Raw genomic sequence first — 18953 nt, forward strand, 5'->3', positions numbered from 1 at the left:
AAAGTGCCACCAGCAGGTCGGGTGGCGGCATAAAAAAAGGGACGATATCTCGTCCCTTTTATCTGTATCAGAACCGATTACTGCAGCAGCGAGATATCGGCCACCTGCAGGAACAGCTCACGCAGTTTCGACAGCAGCGTCAGTCGGTTAATTCGCACCGCCGGGTCTTCTGCATTCACCATCACTTTATCGAAGAAGTTGTCTACCGCTTCACGCAGCTGCGCCAGTTCAATTAACGCATCCTGATAACGTCCTTCTGCAAAGTAAGGCTGCAGTTTGCTGCTCAGGGCGGTCACAAACGTGGCCAGTTGGATCTCTTCATTTTCTTTCAACAGTGATGCCTGAACGCTGTCATTCAGCGGTTCTGTTGATTTTGCCAGAATATTCGAGACACGCTTGTTGGCCGCCGCCAGCGCGGCCGATTCATCAAGCGTACGGAAATGCGAAACCGCCTTCATACGTGCATCAAAGTCCGCCGGACGGGTTGGACGACGTGCCAGCACCGCCTGCAAGGTATCGATGCTGTGGCCTTCTTCCTGATACCAGGTACGGAAACGGCCCAGCATAAAGTCGATGACGTCATCAACCACGTTCGCATTGCTCAGCTTGCTGCCATACAGACGTACGGCCTCTTCGGTGAGCGTTTGCAGATCAAGCGGCAGATTTTTTTCCACGATGATGCGCAAAACGCCCAGCGCGGCACGACGCAGAGCAAAGGGATCTTTATCGCCTTTAGGATGTTGACCGATGCCGAAAATACCGGCCAGCGTATCCATCTTATCAGCAATGGCCAGCGCACAGGCTACCGGGCTGGACGGCAAATCATCACCTGCGAAACGCGGCTGATATTGCTCGTTCAGCGCCACAGCGACATCTTCGGCTTCACCGTCATGACGCGCATAGTGCATGCCCATAACGCCCTGGGTGTCGGTAAACTCAAACACCATGTTAGTCATCAGATCGCATTTTGACAGCAGGCCTGCGCGTGTGGCGTGATTCACATCTGCGCCCGTTTGTGCCGCAATCCAGCCCGCCAGCGCCTGAATACGATCCGTTTTATCACGCAGCGAACCGAGTTCCTTCTGGAACAATACGGTTTCAAGACGCGGCAGATGATCTTCAAGACGTTTTTTACGATCGGTATTAAAGAAGAATTCAGCATCCGCCAGACGCGGGCGCACCACCTTCTCATTACCAGAAATAATCTGCTGCGGCTCGCTCGACTCAATGTTGGTGACGAAAATAAAGTTTGGCAGCAGTTTGCCTTCCGCGTCATAAACCGGGAAATACTTCTGATCGCCTTTCATGGTGTAAACCAGCGCTTCAGCCGGCACCTTAAGGAATTTTTCCTCGAAGGTGGCGGTCAATACCACCGGCCATTCCACCAGCGATGTTACCTCTTCCAGCAGGCTGTCACTCAGGTCGGCTACGCCACCTAAACGCCGTGCTGCGGCTTCCGCATCGGCTTTGATCATGGCTTTGCGGACCTGATAGTCGGCAATCACCTGACCGCGCTTTTCCAGCACATCCGGATACTGATCGGCGTTCTCAAGCGTGATTTCACTTTCGCCCATGAAGCGGTGACCACGGATAACGCGATCGGACTTGATGCCAAGAATCGTGCCGGGGATCAGTTCATCGCCCAGCAGCATCGTAACGGTGTGCACCGGACGCACAAACTGCACGTCGCTGTCGCCCCAGCGCATCAGTTTCGGTACCGGCAGTTTGCTCAGCGCCGTGGCAATCATGCCCGGCAGCAATGCCTGCGCCGCTTCGCCTTTCACCTGAGCGCGATAGACCAGCCATTCGCCTTTATCGGTGCTCAGACGTTCAGCCTGATCGACCGTGATACCGTTACCCCGTGCCCAGCCTTCTGCCGCTTTGGTGGCATTGCCCGCTGCATCAAAGGCGGCGGCAACGGCAGGTCCACGCTTTTCTACTTCACGATCGGGCTGGGAGGCGCTCAAATGGGCGACTTTCAGCGCCAGGCGACGCGGTGCAGCAAACCAGCTCACTTCGCCATGGTTCAGATTCGCGGCATCCAGCTCGGCCGTCACCTGGGCAGCAAAGGCTTCTGCCAGGCTACGTAATGCTTTCGGTGGCAGCTCTTCGGTGCCGATCTCCACCAGGAAGGTTTTCTCAGTCATGGCTGCCTCTTACTTTTTGTTATTGCACATCGGGAAGCCCAGCGCTTCACGAGAAGCGTAATAGGCTTCAGCCACGGCTTTGGTCAGGGTGCGAATACGCAGAATATAACGCTGACGTTCGGTCACCGAGATCGCCTTGCGCGCGTCCAGCAGGTTAAAGCTGTGTGCGGCTTTCAGAATGCGCTCGTAAGCGGGCAAAGGCAGCGGTTTTTCCAGCGCCAGCAACTTCTGCGCTTCCTTCTCATACTGTTCGAAACAGGTGAAAAGAAAATCGACGTCGGCATATTCGAAGTTATACGTCGACTGCTCCACTTCATTCTGATGGAACACATCACCGTAGGTGGTTTTGCCTAACGGACCGTCGCTCCAGACCAGATCGTAAACGCTGTCCACGCCCTGGATATACATGGCCAGACGTTCCAGACCATAGGTGATCTCGCCGGTAACCGGTTTACACTCCAGGCCACCGACCTGCTGGAAATAGGTAAACTGCGTCACTTCCATACCGTTAAGCCAGACTTCCCAGCCCAGTCCCCATGCACCCAGCGTCGGGTTTTCCCAGTTATCTTCAACAAAGCGAATGTCGTGTACGGTAGGATCCATACCCAGCGCTTTCAGCGACCCGAGGTACAGCTCCTGAATATTGTCCGGCGACGGCTTGATGATCACCTGGAACTGATAGTAGTGCTGCAAGCGGTTCGGGTTTTCGCCATAGCGACCGTCGGTAGGACGACGGGATGGCTGCACATAGGCCGCAGCAATCGGCTCCGGGCCAAGTGCGCGCAGGCAGGTCATTGGGTGTGAAGTACCAGCGCCCACTTCCATGTCCAGTGGTTGAACAATGGTGCAGCCCTGGCGCGCCCAGTAATCCTGCAATGTCAGGATCAGGCCCTGAAAGGTCTTGGTATCAAACTTTTGCATGATGAGTTCGCACACGGTTCGGCTAGATAAAAAAAGAGTGCGACAGTATACCCTTTGACCGCGTGATATGCAGCCGGAAATCCGGCGGCGCAGCCGCGAGAGTGGATTTTTGGTGTCAGATTTAGCCTGCTGGCGGCCTGTCATCGCCTGATTAACCGATACGGTTATGCGTTTTCATGCGATCCTGTGCACAGAGGGTTCTGAATCCCCGCTATTGCGCTTGTTGACGTCGACGCGACTGGCTACGCTTTGCACCGGGACGCACTGCGCCAGAGGACACCATGTCGCAAAAGATTTACTGGATTGATAATTTGCGGGCGATTGCCTGCCTGATGGTCATCGTCATTCACACCACAACGTGGTATCTGACCGGGCCGATGGCCATAAAAGGTCACTGGTGGGATATTGCTAACCTGTTCAATTCAGCGTCACGCATCTGTGTGCCGCTGTTTTTTATGATTTCAGGCTATCTGTTCTTTGGTGAACGCAGTACGCAGCCGCGCCACCTGTGGCGACTGCTGGGATGTCTGGTTTTTTACAGTGCCGTGTCACTGGTTTATATCAGCCTGCTGACGCCAATTGGCGAAGGCCGTTCAATTTTAAAAATGCTGCAGAAGCCGGTGTTCTACCATCTGTGGTTTTTCTTCGCGCTCATGGGGATTTACCTCTTGTCGCCCCTGATTCAGGTAAAAAGCGTGCGGCCGCGCTATGTGGCGCTACTGGTGCTGATTGTGGTGGTCCTCGCGAATCCCAATACCATGGACCAGTCGTGGGGGCGCTTTCACTGGTTGCCCATTAACCTTTACCTGAGCGGCGACAGTATCTATTACCTGCTCTACGCCTTATTAGGCCGGGCGATCGGTACCATGGACACAGAAAGACGCGCTATCACATCGTTGGCTGCCGTGACCTTTGTGGCCTGCGTGACCGGCATTATGCTGGGTACGAAGCGCGCGTTAATCGTTAATGGTGCCTTTAACGATACGTGGTATCTCTATTGCGGACCGCTGGTATTCATTGCCGCAATAAGCGCGCTGGTGGTGTTCAAAAATGCCTTTAATCAACGTACGCTGCCCGGTCTGGCCATCATTTCGCGCTACTCTCTGCCCATCTACGGCTTTCACGCCCTGTTCATCCATTTTATTCGCACCCATCACTATGACGATATGGCGCGTCCCTGGCTCGACCTGCCTGCCGTTTTTACCGTCACGCTGGTGGGCAGCTTATTACTGGGAATGCTGCTCAGTCGGGTGGATAAACGACATTGGGTGACCTGAGTCAGCGCGTCAGGTTCCAGCCTCTGGCGCGCCACAGCGCGGGTAACGCGGCCATATCGGTGAACACGGTCACCAGCGGATGATGGAGTTCGGGATTATGAGCGTCGGCACAGTAATAAAACACCGGCATGCCTGCTGCGATACCGGCACGCGCCCCCGCTTCGGAGTCATCCACCAAAATACAGCGCTCGACGGGTACCTGCATTTGTTGGGCTGCGTGAAACATCAGCTCGGGTTCGGGCTTCCAGTGGCCAATATCGTAACCGCTGTAAAGACGGTCAGCGAAATGATTCAGCATGCCGGTGAGGCCCAGCGAGTGCTGCATCTTTTTCACCGTGCCGTTTGACACCACGCATATCGGTACTGCCATTTGCCCGACCAGTGCCTTCGCACCGGCTATCGGCTTCAGTTCACGGTCAAACAAACGGGCCACTTCGCGCCGGTAGGCCGGTTCAACGTCCTCCAGCGGCAGAGCGACCCGATGCGTTTCACTGACGTCGCGGATGATGTCATACAGCTTTACCCCTTTGTACTTTTCGAACATCTCCTGTAGAGAGAGCGTAATCCCGTACTGGGCAAAGGTGGTGACATACGCGCGGGTGCACAGGACTTCACTGTCAACCAGGGTACCGTCACAATCGAAAAAGACGCATTCAACAGACATCTGACTCCTCCTTTTGTTCGGGGTACCTTAACACGTCAGCGTGGCCCTGAGGGGCCGGGATATGGCAATCGGTTGCGAAAAATCATTGTATTGCCGGGGCAAAATCGCCAGGATACGCGCCGGTGAAATTTTCTTCTGGATAAATGGCATGAATAAACAAGGCCTTTTTCAGCGCGTATTCAAACTGCAGGAGCATGGTACAACGGTTCGTACCGAAGTGATCGCAGGCATTACCACGTTTTTGACCATGGTATACATTGTTTTTGTGAACCCGCAGATTTTAGGTGTCGCAGGCATGGATACCCGGGCAGTGTTCGTAACGACCTGTTTGATTGCCGCGTTCGGCAGCATCCTGATGGGGCTGTTTGCCAATCTTCCTGTCGCCCTGGCCCCGGCGATGGGCCTCAATGCCTTTTTTGCCTTTGTTGTCGTCGGCGCGATGGGTTACTCATGGCAGGTCGGCATGGGTGCCATCTTCTGGGGCGCACTGGGTCTGCTCATCCTGACTCTGTTGCGGGTACGTTACTGGATGATCGCCAATATTCCGCTTAGCCTGCGCGTAGGCATCACCGCTGGCATTGGCCTGTTCATTGCCATGATGGGCCTGAAAAACGCCGGTATCATTGTGGCCAACCCGGATACGCTGGTCAGCGTGGGTAACCTCAGCTCACACAATGTGCTGCTGGGTGCGCTGGGATTCTTTATTATCGCCATTCTGGCCTCACGCAACATTCACGCCGCCGTGCTCATTTCGATGATCGTCACCACGGCGTTGGGCTGGCTGCTGGGCGACGTGACGTTCACGGGCGTGGTTTCTGCGCCGCCATCTGTCACCGCGATTGTCGGTCAGGTTGATATTAAAGGCGCGTTCAACATCGGCATGGCAGGCGTCATATTCTCCTTTATGCTGGTCAATCTGTTTGACTCGTCCGGCACCTTGATTGGCGTGACCGACAAAGCCGGACTGGCTGATGAAAAAGGCACGTTCCCGCGCATGAAACAGGCGTTGTATGTCGACAGCATCAGTTCGGTAACGGGCGCGCTGGCAGGAACGTCATCGGTGACCGCCTATATTGAAAGTACCTCCGGCGTAGCCGTCGGCGGCCGTACCGGATTGATGGCCGTGGTCACAGGCCTTCTGTTCCTGCTCGTCACGTTTTTATCGCCCCTGGCGGCCATGGTACCGGCCTATGCTGCGGCAGGCGCGTTAATCTATGTTGGCGTGCTGATGACGGCCAGCCTGTCCCGCGTCAAATGGGATGACCTGACCGAAGCCGTCCCGGCATTTGTAACTGCCGCCATGATGCCCTTTAGTTTTTCGATTACAGAAGGCATCGCACTGGGCTTTATTGCGTACTGTGTGATGAAGCTGGGCACCGGTCGCTGGCGAGAAATCAGCCCCTGCGTCGTCATTGTCGCCTTGCTGTTTGTATTGAAAATCGCCTTTATCGACGCGCATTAAAACCGTACGCAAAGGGCGGGAAAGCAGTGAGCGTTACGGTAAGCACGTAACGCTCCAGTAACTCAGACGAACTGGCAGGCCTGCTCCAGGCTCAGCCGGGGTAATCGGGGCGGGAGCTTGTCGGGTAAGCCATAGCCCAGGTTAATGAGCAGGTTGGCCTGCCAGGTGGTACCGGCAAAAAAGGCCGCGTTCACTTTAAGCGGATCGAATCCTGACATCGGGCCTGCATCCAGCCCCAGCGCACGCGCGGCCATGATCAGATAACCTGCCTGCAGGCTACTGTTACGAAATGCGGTTTCTTTAACCAGATCGGGTGTGTTGGTAAACCAGTTTCGCGCATCGGCATGTTGAAACAACATGGTCAGATGCTGATAAAACTCGCTGTCCCAGGCAATAATCACGGTGACAGGGGCGCGCAGGGTTTTCTCAAGGTTGCCGGAGGCCAGGGCCGGCTTCAGCTTTTCTTTTCCCTCCGCAGAGGTGACAAAAACAAAGCGACCGGGTGAGCAGTTGGCCGAGGTCGGTGCCAGGGCAACCATCTGATAGAGCTTCTCCAGCAGCGACTGCTGCACCGGTTCAGGCTGCCAGTGACTGTGCGTACGGGCCTGGTAAAACAACGTATTCAGCGCGGCATCATCGAGCGGTATCGTCATATAACTCTCCAGGAAAACATCCAGTATTTAACCTGTACGTTGCGTTCACGCTTTTGGATGCCTATTCGCCCGGTTTAGTGTGAATGACCTGGCACGCCGCAAAACGTGAGCAATCTTATCCCTCGTTATCATACCTTGCGTTACGGCAACCGATGCGCAACGCACGGCGGATTGCGTTTCTGGATGCACATTTCCACCGCCGTCTGCCCGCTGAGCTACTTACCAATACAGAAACTGGAGAAAATCCGGCCTAACAGATCGTCCGAGGTAAATTCACCCGTAATTTCACTTAGCGCCTGCTGCGCCAGACGCAATTCTTCTGCCAGTAATTCCCCTGCCCATGCGCCCAGCAGTTGATGTTTTCCCTGCTCCAGGTGGGTTGCGGCTAATTCCAGTGCCTGCAAATGACGACGGCGTGCCAGGAAGCCGCCTTCCATATTGTCGGCAAACCCCATGGTCTGTTTGAGGTGATCACGTAAGGTATCAATCCCTTCGCTGGTGCGGGCAGACAGTCTGATCAGGGCATGACCATTGACGTCCGTCAGTCCGAGCGTTTCACCGGTGATGTCCGCTTTATTCCGCACCACGGTGATCGGCAGTTGAGACGGCAGGCGAGCGACAAAATCGGGCCAGATTTCCGCCGGTTCGGTCGCCTGCGTGGTGGTGCCATCAACCATAAACAGCACGCGGTCCGCCTGTTCTATTTCATGCCAAGCGCGCTCGATGCCGATACGTTCCACCTCATCACTGGCTTCGCGTAAACCGGCGGTATCAATGATATGCAGTGGCATACCATCAATATGGATGTGTTCACGCAGCACATCGCGCGTGGTGCCGGCGATATCCGTGACGATAGCCGCTTCACGCCCGGCAAGTGCATTAAGCAGGCTCGATTTTCCGGCATTTGGCCGACCGGCAATGACGACTTTCATCCCTTCGCGCAGCAGGCTGCCCTGTCTGGCTTCCGCGCGCACCGCATCGAGATCGCGAATGACAGCATTAAGCTGCCCTTCGATTTTGCCGTCAGACAGGAAATCGATCTCTTCATCTGGAAAGTCAATGGCCGCTTCCACGTAGATACGCAGGTGAGTCAGGGCTTCCACAAGCTGGTTAACACGGACAGAGAATGCGCCTTGCAGGGAATTTACCGCCGAACGCGCGGCCTGTTCTGAGCTGGCGTCAATCAGATCGGCAATGGCTTCCGCCTGGGCCAGATCGAGTTTGTCGTTCAGAAACGCGCGTTCAGAAAACTCCCCAGGCTGCGCGATACGTAATCCGGGCAGGGCCACAATCCGTTTCAGCAGCAGATCCAGAATCACCGGGCCGCCGTGACCTTGCAGCTCCAGCACATCCTCGCCGGTAAAGGAGTTAGGGCCAGGAAACCATAGCGCGATGCCCTGATCCAGCACGCTGCCATCACTGTCGTTAAACGATAAGTAGTCGGCATAACGTGGTTTAGGGAGTTTACCCAGCACCTGGCGGGCAACCTCGGCGGCCTGCGGACCGGAAACACGCAAAATGCCAACGCCGCCGCGTCCGGGCGGCGTGGCCTGAGCAACAATGGTATCGCTATGGCTCATACATTTTCTCTCACTACAAAAAACAAAGGCGGTCGCTTTGACCGCCTGAGCATAACCTGTTTTATCGCGGGAGACCTCCCGCGACGGTTTTACGCTTTCTTCTTGTCGCGGCTGTGTAAGCCACGTTTTTCCAGCCCGCGATAGATCAGCTGCTGCTGGAGAATGGTCACCAGGTTACTGACGATGTAGTACAACACCAGACCTGACGGGAACCACAGGAAGAACACGGTGAAAATTACAGGCATATACGTCATGATCTTCTGCTGCATCGGATCGGTCACCGTCGTCGGTGACATCTTCTGAATGAAGAACATGGTGATGCCCATCAGGATCGGCAGAATATAGTACGGATCCTGCGCTGACAGGTCATGAATCCATAAAATAAACGGCGCATGACGCAGTTCAACCGAGCCAGACAGCATGTAGTACAAGGCCAGGAAGATAGGCATCTGAATCACCAGCGGCAGACAGCCACCCAGCGGATTCACTTTTTCAGCCTTATACAGCGCCATCATTTCCTGGCTCTGCTTCTGCTTATCATCCCCTAAACGCTCACGCATCGCCTGAATCTTCGGCTGCAGCATGCGCATTTTCGCCATCGAGGTGTACTGCGCTTTCGTCAGCGGGTACATGATGCCACGCACGATGAACGTGATGATGATGATGGAGAAGCCCCAGTTACCGATAAAGCTGTGAATGAACTTCAACAGTTTAAACAGCGGCTGAGAGATGAACCATAACCAGCCATAGTCCACAGTCAGGTCAAGATGCGGCGCAATCGCGGCCATTTTATCCTGAATTTCCGGACCTACCCACAGTGTGGCATCCAGTGTCTGCTGTGCACCCGGTGCAACGGTGACCGGCGCAGATTTATAGCCGATAGCCGCCACGCCATTTCCCAGATTGCTGGTGTAAAGCGTGTTGGTTCCCTGCGTGCGCGGCACCCAGGCGGTAGCGAAATACTGCTGCAACATCGCCACCCAGCCATTGGTGGTGGTGGTGTTGAGGTTTTCGTTATCGGCGATGGTATCGAACTTAATCTTTTCGTATTTCGATTCGCTGGTGGAGTAAGCCGTACCGCGGAAGGTATGCAGCGCAAAGTTATTGCTGCCGGTATCGCGGTGCTTAGGCAAATCGATGGTCTGTTTTAACTGACCAAACATTGACACTTCCAGCGGCTGCTGGCTGGTGTTGTTAATGTTGTAATCAACGTTAACTGCATAGTCGCCACGCTTGAACACAAACGTTTTGGTATAGACAACGCCGTTTTCAGCCGTGAACGTCATCGGAACACGCAGCTCGCTCTGACCGTCAGCCAATTCGAAGTGATCCTGTGCCGTGGTATACAGCGGACGCGCACCATTGTTCGGGTTGTCCGGACCATTACGGCCAGTCAGACCGCTCTGCGCCTGGTAGACAAACGATGGTGTGGTTTCAAGCAGCTCAAACGGCTTGTCAGAACCCAGCTTATCCGGGTAAGTCAGCAGCAGCGCCTGATCAACATCGCCACCGCGAGTGTTGATGGTTAATGACAGGACATCGGTCTTAACGGTGATCGTTTTACCCTGGCCACTGGCGGGAACACCGGTAGCATCACCGGCAGCGCTGTTGGTGTTTTGCGTGGTCTGGGTCTGCAATGGCTTCGGAGCGTGGTCCGTCTGCCAGGCTTGCCAGATCATGAAAGACACGAACAGAAAAGCGATGAGAAAGAGATTGCGTTGCGAATCCATCGTTAATGTTCTCTGGTATCAAAGGTTTTTGGCGGCACAGGATCGTCACCACCCGGGTTCAAAGGGTGGCATTTTAATACGCGTTTTAAAGTCAACCAACTGCCTTTTATCACGCCAAACCTGCGTAAGGCCTCAATTCCGTATTGAGAGCAGGTCGGATGAAACCGACAGTGTGGCCCCAGCAATGGACTGATACCGCGTTGATATACGCGTATCAGGACGATCAGGAACCGCGCGCCAGGCGACAGTGACGACGCCATAATTTCTCCAACGCTTCCGCCAACATACGGTTATCGAGATCGGCAACACCCTTTTTCGCGACCACCACAAAGTCCATCGACGGCAATTCATGTTGACGCAGACGAAAGCTTTCGCGGGTCAATCGCTTGATCCGGTTACGTTCATGAGCGCGTTTCACATGTTTTTTCGCGACGGTAAGACCGATGCGGGGATACCCCAGCGCGTTAAGGCGGCCGAGAATAGTAATTTGCGGCGTGCCAGCCCGTTGTGGCTGCTGAAAGACGAAAGTGAAATGAGTGGGAGTTAACAAACGTAACTCCCTGGGAAATGCGAGCTTACCCATCAGGGTTAGCTTTATTACTTAGAAACGGTCAGACGAGCGCGGCCTTTAGCACGACGACGTGCCAGAACCTGACGACCATTTTTAGTAGCCATACGAGCACGGAAGCCGTGTGAACGGTTGCGCTTCAGTACGGACGGTTGAAAAGTGCGTTTCATGGCGATTTCTACCTAAACTTGAAAATTTTCACTGGGTGACGCGTTTTCGGGCCAACAAACAGACCGACGCCTCAATGTGTCTTTAATAAAGAGGCGGGATTGTAATAATTGTACAGTCCCGAGTCAATTTACTTCGCTTGTCGCGGCGCCAGAAAACCCGGATACAGCCCGCTGAGTCCGGGCATTGAGCTTTACGCGACAACGCCGGGGGGAGAATTATACGGGGTCTGCGTTAAAGCGCAAGGATCGCGCAGGATCTTATTGCGATCAAATTCGCCTGCCACACGTCAAAAACGAGAAGCCGTCCGAAAATTTGGATCATTCAGCACGATCCCAGGTGGTTTTTCCTGTCGCAGGCGTAGACTTTTACCCGCGTTCATGCCCTGTGGATAAAAAGGAGAAAAACTGTGTAGAAAGGGAAGATCTCTGTCGCGCTTTGCGCTATGATCCGCCCTTCCTCTGGCGATCCTCCGATGGTTGCGGGGTGGAAAACCGCTGATAGCGGTCGCAGGCGCTTTCTTTCGTCTGTGTCAAAAATGAACGTTTCTTAGATTAGTGCCTACTTTTTCTTATCGAATTTGTACGAGTGGAGTCCGCCGTGTCACTTACGCTTTGGCAACAGTGTCTTGCCCGTTTGCAGGATGAGCTTCCTGCCACCGAATTCAGCATGTGGATCCGTCCACTGCAGGCTGAATTAAACGACAATACGCTTGCCTTGTATGCTCCTAACCGCTTCGTACTCGACTGGGTTCGGGATAAATACCTAAACAGCATCAACGCATTGCTGAACGAATTCTGCGGTGCCAATGTCCCGCTGTTGCGTTTTGAGGTGGGCACGCGCCCGGTTCAACACGCCGCAGCGGTCAGCCAGCCCGCGATGGCCAGCGTCAGTGCGCCGGCGGAGCCTGTGCCAAGCCGTCCGGCACCGACACAGATTTTACGTCCGAGCTGGGACAACGTGCCTGCTCCTGCGGATGTGACCTATCGGTCCAATGTTAACAATCGCCATAACTTCGATAACTTTGTTGAAGGTAAATCTAACCAACTGGCGCGCGCGGCGGCACGCCAGGTGGCCGATAACCCTGGCGGTGCCTACAATCCGTTGTTCCTTTATGGCGGTACTGGCCTCGGCAAAACTCACCTGCTGCACGCCGTGGGTAATGGCATCATTGCGCGTAAGCCAAATGCGAAAGTGGTTTACATGCATTCCGAGCGCTTTGTGCAGGACATGGTAAAAGCGCTGCAAAATAACGCGATTGAAGAGTTTAAGCGTTACTACCGCTCGGTTGATGCGCTGTTGATCGATGACATTCAGTTTTTTGCCAATAAAGAGCGTTCGCAGGAAGAATTTTTTCACACCTTCAATGCCCTGCTGGAAGGCAATCAACAGATCATTTTGACGTCGGATCGTTACCCCAAAGAGATCAACGGGGTTGAAGATCGACTGAAGTCACGGTTTGGCTGGGGCCTGACCGTGGCGATCGAACCGCCTGAACTGGAAACCCGCGTTGCGATCCTGATGAAAAAGGCGGACGAAAACGACATTCGTTTGCCGGGCGAAGTGGCCTTCTTTATTGCCAAGCGTTTACGTTCGAACGTGCGTGAGCTGGAAGGGGCACTGAACCGGGTGATTGCGAACGCTAACTTTACCGGTCGGGCGATTACGATCGATTTCGTCCGCGAAGCATTGCGGGATCTGCTGGCCCTGCAGGAGAAACTGGTCACTATTGATAATATTCAGAAGACCGTTGCGGAGTACTACAAAATTAAAGTCGCGGATTTGCTCTCTAAGCGCCGTTCGCGCTCAGTCGCGCGTCCGCGTCAAATGGCGATGGCGATGGCGAAAGAGCTGACCAACCACAGTTTGCCGGAAATTGGCGATGCTTTTGGCGGTCGCGACCATACCACGGTGCTTCATGCCTGCCGCAAGATTGAGCAGTTGCGTGAAGAAAGCCACGACATCAAAGAAGATTTCTCTAATCTCATCAGAACATTATCTTCGTGACGCTATGAAATTTATTGTTGAACGTGAACAGTTGCTAAAGCCGCTGCAGCAAGTCAGCGGCCCCCTTGGTGGTCGTCCGACGCTGCCGATCCTTGGCAACCTGCTGATGCAGGTGAATGACGGATCGCTGTTGCTGACCGGCACCGATTTGGAAATGGAAATGGTGGCGCGCGTGGCGCTTACTCAGGCGCACGAGCCTGGCGCAACCACCGTGCCGGCACGCAAATTTCTCGATATTTGTCGCGGCCTGCCGGAAGGCGCAGAGATCAACGTCACACTGGAAGGCGAACGGATGTTGGTGCGCTCTGGCCGCAGCCGTTTCTCGCTTTCGACCTTGCCCGCCAGCGACTTCCCCAACCTGGATGACTGGCAGAGCGAGGTGGAATTCACGCTGCCGCAGGCAACGCTGAAACGGCTTATTGAAGCCACGCAGTTTTCCATGGCGCATCAGGACGTGCGTTACTACCTGAACGGCATGATGTTTGAGACCGAAGGCGAAGAACTGCGTACGGTCGCCACCGATGGTCACCGTCTGGCCGTCTGTTCCATGCCCGTTGGCCAGGCGCTGCCCAGCCATTCGGTCATCGTGCCGCGTAAAGGGGTTATCGAGCTGTTGCGTCTGCTGGATGGCGGCGATACGCCGCTTCAGGTACAGATTGGCAGCAGTAATATCCGTGCACATGTGGGCGACTATATCTTCACCTCTAAGCTGGTGGATGGTCGCTTCCCGGATTATCGTCGTGTGTTGCCCAAGAATCCGGATAAGGTGCTGGAAGCCGGTTGCGATCTGCTGAAACAGGCCTTTGCCCGTGCTGCGATTCTGTCGAATGAGAAATTCCGTGGCGTTCGTCTGCATATCACCGAAAATCAGCTAAAAATTACCGCGAATAACCCTGAACAGGAAGAAGCGGAAGAGATGCTGGATGTCAGCTATAACGGCAGCGAGCTGGAAATTGGGTTCAACGTGAGTTACGTGCTGGACGTGCTGAATGCGCTGAAGTGCGAGAACGTCCGTTTGCTGCTGACGGATTCTGTGTCGAGTGTGCAGATTGAAGATGTCGTCAGCCCGGCGGCGGCCTATGTCGTCATGCCTATGCGCCTGTAGGCCATCGTACGCTGGCCTGCTCGCCATTCGGGTTTCGGACGGTATTGTCCGTGACCCGAGCGGCTTGTTTTTCAAAGGCACAATCCCTTTCATCCTGACTTTTGCCCTTCACGCTGGATTGATTCATGGCTTTAACCCGCCTGCTAATAAAAGATTTTCGCAATATTGAACAGGCTGACCTGGCGTTAGCGCCGGGATTTAATTTTCTGGTGGGCGCGAACGGTAGCGGCAAAACCAGCGTGCTTGAGGCGATCTATACGCTGGGCCACGGACGTGCGTTTCGCAGTTTGCAGGCGGGACGGGTAATTCGGCACGATCAGGCCGCCTTTGTGCTGCATGGCCGGCTGGAAGGCCAGGAGCGCGAGTTCTCCGTCGGGCTCAGTAAAAATCGCGCCGGGGAGAGCAAAGTCCGCATTGACGGCAGCGACGGACATAAAGTGGCCGAGCTGGCGCAGTTACTGCCGATGCAGTTGATCACGCCAGAGGGTTTTACCCTACTTAATGGCGGTCCTAAATATCGCAGAGCCTATGTCGACTGGGGCTGCTTTCACAATACGCCGGGTTTTTTTAATGCCTGGAGCAACCTGCGGCGCCTGCTCAAACAGCGCAATGCGGCATTGCGTCAGGTCACGCGCTACAGTCAGGTTCGTCCCTGGGATCAAGAACTGGTGCCGCTGGCCGAACAGATTAGCCAGTGGCGCGCCGAGTACAGTGACGCGATCTCAGCCGAGATCGTCACCACCTGCGGGCAGTTTTTACCCGAATTTGATCTGCGTTTTTCGTTCCAGCGCGGCTGGGACAAAGAGAGCGATTATGCCGAACTGCTTGAACGCAACTTTGAACGCGATCGGGCCTTAACCTACACCGCCAGCGGCCCGCATAAAGCGGACTTTCGTATTCGTGCCGAAGGTACGCCGGTGGAAGATTTACTCTCACGCGGGCAGCTTAAACTGCTGATGTGTGCATTGCGTCTGGCGCAGGGCGAGTTCCTGACTAACCAGAGCGGACGCCGTTGTGTTTACCTCATTGATGACTTTGCCTCTGAACTGGACGACAGTCGCCGCCGCCTGCTGGCGGAACGACTGAAGGCGACTCAGGCTCAGGTCTTTGTCAGCGCCATCTCGTCCGAGCATGTAATCGACATGACTGACGAAAAGGGCAAGATGTTCCGCGTGGAACAGGGTAAAATAGCGGTTCAACCTAAAGATTAAATGAGCGAGAAACGTTGATGTCGAATTCTTATGACTCTTCAAGTATCAAAGTTCTGAAAGGGCTTGATGCGGTACGCAAACGCCCGGGCATGTACATCGGCGATACCGATGACGGAACCGGTCTGCATCACATGGTATTCGAGGTCGTGGATAACGCAATCGACGAAGCGCTCGCCGGTCACTGTAAAGATATCGTTGTCACCATCCATGCGGACAACTCGGTTTCCGTACAGGATGACGGACGCGGTATTCCAACCGGTATCCACGAAGAAGAAGGCGTGTCCGCGGCAGAAGTGATCATGACGGTGCTGCACGCTGGCGGTAAGTTCGACGATAACTCGTATAAAGTCTCGGGCGGCCTGCACGGCGTGGGCGTGTCTGTGGTTAACGCCCTGTCACAGAAGCTGGAGCTGACCATTCGTCGCGAAGGCAAAGTGCACCAGCAGATTTATCTGCATGGCGTGCCCGAGGCGCCGCTAGCGGTGACAGGCGATACCGACGCGACCGGTACCCGTATCCGTTTCTGGCCAAGCCATGACACGTTCACCAACGTGACCGACTTCGAATACGACATTCTGGCGAAGCGCCTGCGTGAGCTCTCTTTCCTGAACTCCGGTGTTTCCATTCGTCTGGAAGACAAACGTGACGGCAAAAACGACCATTTCCACTATGAAGGTGGGATTAAAGCGTTTGTCGAATACCTGAACAAGAACAAAACGCCTATCCATCCGACCGTATTCTATTTCTCAACCGAAAAAGACGGCATTGGCGTGGAAGTAGCCCTGCAGTGGAACGACGGCTTCCAGGAGAACATCTACTGCTTCACTAACAACATTCCTCAACGCGACGGCGGTACGCACCTTGCCGGTTTCCGCGCCGCGATGACGCGTACCCTGAATGCCTACATGGATAAAGAGGGATACAGCAAGAAGGCCAAAGTCAGCGCCACCGGTGATGACGCGCGTGAGGGCCTGATTGCCGTGGTGTCGGTGAAAGTGCCGGATCCAAAATTCTCTTCACAGACCAAAGACAAGCTGGTGTCTTCTGAAGTGAAATCGGCCGTTGAGCAGCAGATGAATGAACTGCTGGCGGAATATCTGCTGGAAAATCCGGGCGATGCAAAAATCGTTGTCGGCAAAATCATTGATGCCGCCCGCGCCCGTGAAGCCGCGCGCCGTGCCCGTGAAATGACACGCCGCAAAGGTGCGCTGGATCTGGCTGGCCTGCCGGGCAAGCTGGCGGATTGTCAGGAGCGCGATCCGGCTCTGTCTGAAATCTACCTGGTGGAGGGTGACTCCGCGGGCGGTTCTGCCAAGCAAGGCCGTAACCGTAAAAACCAGGCTATTCTGCCGCTGAAAGGGAAAATCCTTAACGTTGAGAAGGCGCGTTTCGATAAGATGCTGGCGTCTCAGGAAGTGGCTACGCTGATTACCGCGCTGGGCTGCGGCATTGGCCGCGACGAATATAACCCGGATAAACTGCGCTATCACAGCATCATCATCATGACCGATGCGGACGTCGACGGCTCGCACATTCGTACACTGCTGTTGACCTTTTTCTATCGTCAGATGCCAGAAATTATTGAGCGTGGTCACGTCTACATTGCTCAGCCGCCGCTGTATAAAGTGAAAAAAGGCAAGCAGGAACAGTATATTAAAGACGATGAGGCGATGGATCAGTATCAGATCGCTATCGCCCTCGACGGAACGACGCTGCACACCAATGCCAGCGCACCGGCATTAGGTGGTGAGCCGCTTGAATCTCTGGTCGCGGACTTTAACAGCACGCAGAAGATGATCAAACGTATGGAGCGCCGTTTTCCGCTGGCGATGTTACGTGCGCTGGTCTATCACGACACGCTGAGCGATCTGAGTAATGAAGCGGCCGTTAACGCCTGGATTAACGGACTGGTGAGCTATCTGACTGAACGTGAAGCGCACGGCAGCACCTATGTGGCACACGTACGTGAAAATCGTGAGCTGAATCAGTTTGAGCCTGTTTTACGCGTACGGACCCATGGCGTGGACACGGATTATCCTCTGGACAGCGAGTTTATTATGGGGCCGGAATACCGCAAAATTTGCGCCCTGGGTGGCAAACTGCGCGGCCTGCTGGAAGAGGATGCTTACATCGAGCGCGGTGAGCGCCGTCAACCGGTATCCAGCTTCGAACAGGCGATTGAGTGGCTGGTGAAAGAATCCCGTCGTGGTCTGTCTGTACAGCGCTATAAAGGTCTGGGTGAGATGAACCCGGATCAGTTGTGGGAAACGACAATGGACCCAGACAGCCGTCGCATGCTACGTGTCACCATTAAAGATGCGATCGCCGCCGACCAGCTGTTTACAACCCTGATGGGGGATGCCGTTGAACCACGCCGCGCCTTCATCGAAGAGAATGCGCTGAAAGCCGCTAACATCGATATCTAATCGCACAAAAAGATATAAAACCCTTCCTCGTGAAGGGTTTTTTTTTGCCAGATCATCGTGGACCTAAACGTGACGCGTTATGGTTCACGCGTGCTGAAAAGCGCCGATAAACTGGTCAATGTGAGCTGAATCGCGCTAGCATTGCTGCAAACCCGACACAATGAGGATGCTATGGCTATTAAACTGATCGCAATTGATATGGATGGCACGCTGCTGAATCCGCAGCACGAGATCACCGCAGGCGTAAAATCGGCACTGAACCGCGCCCGGGAAAAAGGGGTTTCCATCGTGTTGGCGACCGGCCGACCTTATGTTGGTATTGAACGTTATTTAATGGAACTTGATCTCCATACGCCAGGTCAGTACTGCATCAGTAATAATGGCGCGCTTGTTCATCGGGCTGAAGATGGTGAAGTCGTCGCCGATGTGACGCTGGGCTTTGACGATTACATGTATGTTGAGAAGCTGGCCAGAGAACTGGGCGTGCATTTTCAGGCGTTTGATAAATCACACCTGTATACGCCAAATAAAGATATCAGCGAATTTACAATTCATGAAGCCAGCCTGACCGGCATCCCGGTACGTTATCGGGCCGTTGAAGAAATGGATCCGGCAACGCGTTTTCCAAAACTCATGATGATTGATAAACCCGCTCTGCTTGATGCGGCCATCGCCAGACTGCCTGAGCATGCGCACCAGACGTATACCATTTTGAAAAGCGCGCCCTACTATCTGGAAATTCTCGACCGTCGGGTAAACAAAGGTTATGGCGTAAAAATGCTGGCAGAGAAGCTGGGTTTGCAAGCGGAAGAGGTTATGGCGATAGGCGATCAGGAAAATGATCTGGCGATGATTGAATACGCAGGGACCGGCGTCGCGATGGGCAATGCGATTGATTCTGTGAAAAAAATAGCCCAGTTTGTGACCAAAACCAATATGGAAGATGGGGTTGCGCACGCCATTGAAAAATGGGTGCTTTAATCGGTTTCTTTTATGGGTAAAACCGCGCAGTCATGTCAGTCATCTGCACGGTT

At 54.3% G+C, this 18953-nt stretch carries 16 protein-coding genes; 7 read left to right on the forward strand and 9 right to left on the reverse strand.

Annotated features, from left to right (window positions below):
* Positions 1 to 77: 77 nt before the first annotated feature.
* Both glyS and glyQ read right to left on the reverse strand, forming a co-directional pair.
* Entirely contained in the window at positions 78 to 2147 is a 2070-nt protein-coding gene (gene glyS, locus RAC65_RS14520) for a glycine--tRNA ligase subunit beta (RefSeq protein WP_375096827.1), read from the reverse strand.
* Between the two features lie 9 nt (positions 2148 to 2156).
* The gene (gene glyQ / locus RAC65_RS14525; RefSeq protein ID WP_006121387.1) at positions 2157 to 3068 is read right to left on the reverse strand and encodes a glycine--tRNA ligase subunit alpha; all 912 of its coding nucleotides are present in this window, start codon (positions 3066 to 3068) and stop codon (positions 2157 to 2159) included.
* 281 nt (positions 3069 to 3349) lie between these two features.
* Here glyQ and RAC65_RS14530 point away from each other — a divergent pair, with 281 nt between their 5' ends.
* Positions 3350 to 4345: an acyltransferase gene (locus tag RAC65_RS14530; RefSeq protein WP_205950900.1), complete on the forward strand. Its 996-nt coding sequence runs from the start codon at positions 3350 to 3352 to the stop codon at positions 4343 to 4345.
* A 1-nt stretch (position 4346) separates the two neighbouring features.
* On the opposite strand, the gene yieH is transcribed toward RAC65_RS14530, so the two are convergent.
* The gene (yieH, locus tag RAC65_RS14535) at positions 4347 to 5009 is read right to left on the reverse strand and encodes a 6-phosphogluconate phosphatase (protein ID WP_006121385.1); all 663 of its coding nucleotides are present in this window, start codon (positions 5007 to 5009) and stop codon (positions 4347 to 4349) included.
* A gap of 148 nt (positions 5010 to 5157) precedes the next feature.
* Between yieH and RAC65_RS14540 the strand changes: the two genes are divergently transcribed.
* Positions 5158 to 6471 (forward strand): NCS2 family permease, encoded by a 1314-nt coding sequence (locus RAC65_RS14540; RefSeq protein WP_033737296.1) that lies wholly within the window; start codon positions 5158 to 5160, stop codon positions 6469 to 6471.
* 62 nt (positions 6472 to 6533) lie between these two features.
* Here the strand turns inward: RAC65_RS14540 and RAC65_RS14545 are convergent, their stop codons facing one another.
* The 6 genes from RAC65_RS14545 to rpmH form a co-directional block, all read right to left on the reverse strand.
* Positions 6534 to 7124, reverse strand: coding sequence for a malonic semialdehyde reductase (locus tag RAC65_RS14545; RefSeq protein ID WP_110268665.1), 591 nt, complete (start codon positions 7122 to 7124; stop codon positions 6534 to 6536).
* Between the two features lie 215 nt (positions 7125 to 7339).
* Positions 7340 to 8704: a tRNA uridine-5-carboxymethylaminomethyl(34) synthesis GTPase MnmE gene (gene mnmE, locus RAC65_RS14550; protein WP_006121382.1), complete on the reverse strand. Its 1365-nt coding sequence runs from the start codon at positions 8702 to 8704 to the stop codon at positions 7340 to 7342.
* A gap of 89 nt (positions 8705 to 8793) precedes the next feature.
* Complete coding sequence (gene yidC, locus RAC65_RS14555; RefSeq protein ID WP_006121381.1) at positions 8794 to 10434, reverse strand: membrane protein insertase YidC; 1641 nt, start codon at positions 10432 to 10434, stop codon at positions 8794 to 8796.
* A gap of 2 nt (positions 10435 to 10436) precedes the next feature.
* Positions 10437 to 10694 (reverse strand): membrane protein insertion efficiency factor YidD, encoded by a 258-nt coding sequence (yidD, locus tag RAC65_RS14560; RefSeq protein ID WP_006121380.1) that lies wholly within the window; start codon positions 10692 to 10694, stop codon positions 10437 to 10439.
* Complete coding sequence (gene rnpA, locus RAC65_RS14565) at positions 10658 to 11017, reverse strand: ribonuclease P protein component (RefSeq protein ID WP_013023999.1); 360 nt, start codon at positions 11015 to 11017, stop codon at positions 10658 to 10660. The genes yidD and rnpA overlap by 37 nt, the downstream gene beginning before the upstream one ends.
* A 14-nt stretch (positions 11018 to 11031) precedes the next feature.
* The gene (gene rpmH, locus RAC65_RS14570) at positions 11032 to 11172 is read right to left on the reverse strand and encodes a 50S ribosomal protein L34 (protein WP_000831330.1); all 141 of its coding nucleotides are present in this window, start codon (positions 11170 to 11172) and stop codon (positions 11032 to 11034) included.
* A 598-nt stretch (positions 11173 to 11770) separates the two neighbouring features.
* Here rpmH and dnaA point away from each other — a divergent pair.
* From dnaA to yidA, 5 genes are all read left to right on the forward strand, one after another.
* A complete protein-coding gene (gene dnaA, locus RAC65_RS14575; protein WP_006121378.1) occupies positions 11771 to 13177 on the forward strand; it encodes a chromosomal replication initiator protein DnaA in 1407 nt (468 codons plus the stop codon).
* Between the two features lie 4 nt (positions 13178 to 13181).
* Complete coding sequence (gene dnaN, locus RAC65_RS14580; RefSeq protein ID WP_006121377.1) at positions 13182 to 14282, forward strand: DNA polymerase III subunit beta; 1101 nt, start codon at positions 13182 to 13184, stop codon at positions 14280 to 14282.
* Between the two features lie 125 nt (positions 14283 to 14407).
* Positions 14408 to 15493: a DNA replication/repair protein RecF gene (gene recF / locus RAC65_RS14585; RefSeq protein WP_006121376.1), complete on the forward strand. Its 1086-nt coding sequence runs from the start codon at positions 14408 to 14410 to the stop codon at positions 15491 to 15493.
* Between the two features lie 17 nt (positions 15494 to 15510).
* On the forward strand, positions 15511 to 17919 hold the full coding sequence (gyrB, locus tag RAC65_RS14590) for a DNA topoisomerase (ATP-hydrolyzing) subunit B (RefSeq protein WP_006121375.1): 2409 nt from the start codon (positions 15511 to 15513) through the stop codon (positions 17917 to 17919).
* A 171-nt stretch (positions 17920 to 18090) separates the two neighbouring features.
* On the forward strand, positions 18091 to 18900 hold the full coding sequence (gene yidA, locus RAC65_RS14595) for a sugar-phosphatase (RefSeq protein ID WP_006121374.1): 810 nt from the start codon (positions 18091 to 18093) through the stop codon (positions 18898 to 18900).
* The last annotated feature ends 53 nt before the right edge of the window (positions 18901 to 18953 follow it).

Source organism: Pantoea sp. BS_8, assembly GCF_041954965.1.
GTDB classification, from domain to species: Bacteria; Pseudomonadota; Gammaproteobacteria; order Enterobacterales; family Enterobacteriaceae; genus Pantoea; species Pantoea stewartii.